Origin of the sequence: Hallella faecis, assembly GCF_018789675.1 — a bacterium.
GTDB classification, from domain to species: domain Bacteria; phylum Bacteroidota; class Bacteroidia; order Bacteroidales; family Bacteroidaceae; genus Prevotella; species Prevotella faecis.
This window is the reverse complement of sequence record NZ_JAHKBE010000127.1, coordinates 1-1,291: the sequence shown is the minus strand read 5'-3', so window position 1 is coordinate 1,291 and position 1,291 is coordinate 1. Positions and strand designations below refer to the sequence as shown.

The following is a 1,291-nucleotide window of genomic DNA, read 5'->3' as shown; positions in this document are numbered from 1 at the left end:
TGATTGCTAAAGACAGTTTCGTACCTTTGTTGTAAAAAGGTAGAATCGGTCTGTCGGAGAGGTAAACCTGGAATTAACATAGTCTGAAGACTATAATTCGTTTTGGACCCCATCGACATAGTTGCAAAGACCAGATAGAAAGTTATCGGCTCTGAGCCTTGTTAGAGTGTTAGTCCATACAACTATTGACCAATCCTACACAATACTAATAGTACAAAAGTATGAAGAATTTATTTATCGGAGTTGATTTTTCGAAAGAAAAAGTTGATGTGGCTATCATTTTTGCAGATGGACTGACAGAAACAGCTGCACGAGTGTTCAACGGGTTCAAGACAACAGTGTCCGGCTACAAGCAACTGGTCAAGTGGGTGGAGCAGAATTCATACGGAATCGACTCTTCACTTTGGCTCTTCTGCGGAGAAAATACGGGCGACTACAGCAAAGGACTGTGCAACTTCCTCTACGGCAAAGGCTACGACATGTGGCTTGAGAACGCCAAGAGCATCAAGGACGCATCAGGTCTGAGACGATTGAAGTCGGACCGTGCCGACGCTTCGATGATTGCCGAATATGCAATGAGAAACTACGATAAAGCCATTATGTACGAGCCACTTAGCGAGTCACTTGCACAACTGCGCGAGCTGTTTCTGTATCGTCAAATGGTGGTACGCCATAAATGCAGCTTTCAGGTGCGTAGAGGCGAGAAGAGACTCACCCTGGAGAAATCGCCTATCAAGACGATGATCTCGCAGAGCGGAAGGCATATCGTGTCAGAACTCAACAAGGAAGTTGAGAAGATAAACAAGCGAATCGCCGAGCTCATCAAGTCGGACGAGGAACTCACCGAGGTGTTCACCATCGTGACTTCGGTGCCTGGTATAGGAACGCAGAACGCTGTCTGCCTGATGGTATACACCGACAACTTCCGTCGTTTCAACTACGACTCAAGGAAGATTTCCTGCTACTATGGTATAGCCCCATTCGGCAAGGATTCGGGTACCAGCGTGCATTCTGACCCACATGTGCACTACATGGCGAACCGCCAGATTAAGGCAATGCTGACGCAGGCATCACTGGCTGCCGTCAAGTTCAATCCCATTATGGCGAGGTACTACATGCGTCTCGTGGAACGCGGAAAGAAGAAGCAGGTTGCACTGAACAATGTAAAGAACAAACTCATACATTTGGTCACAGCTATGGTCCGGAATCGCCAACTTTTCTCACCTGAATATAAAATATCAGCATAAATTAAAAATAATGGTCAAAATATTTGGATTTTAACATAGAAAGC

General features: G+C 45.7%; 1 protein-coding gene. It reads left to right on the top strand.

Going from position 1 to position 1,291, the window contains the following annotated elements; all coding sequences use genetic code 11:
* Positions 1-221 precede the first annotated feature (221 nt).
* A complete protein-coding gene (locus KM934_RS12765) occupies positions 222-1,247 on the top strand; it encodes an IS110 family transposase (RefSeq protein WP_215760995.1) in 1,026 nt (341 codons plus the stop codon).
* The last annotated feature ends 44 nt before the right edge of the window (positions 1,248-1,291 follow it).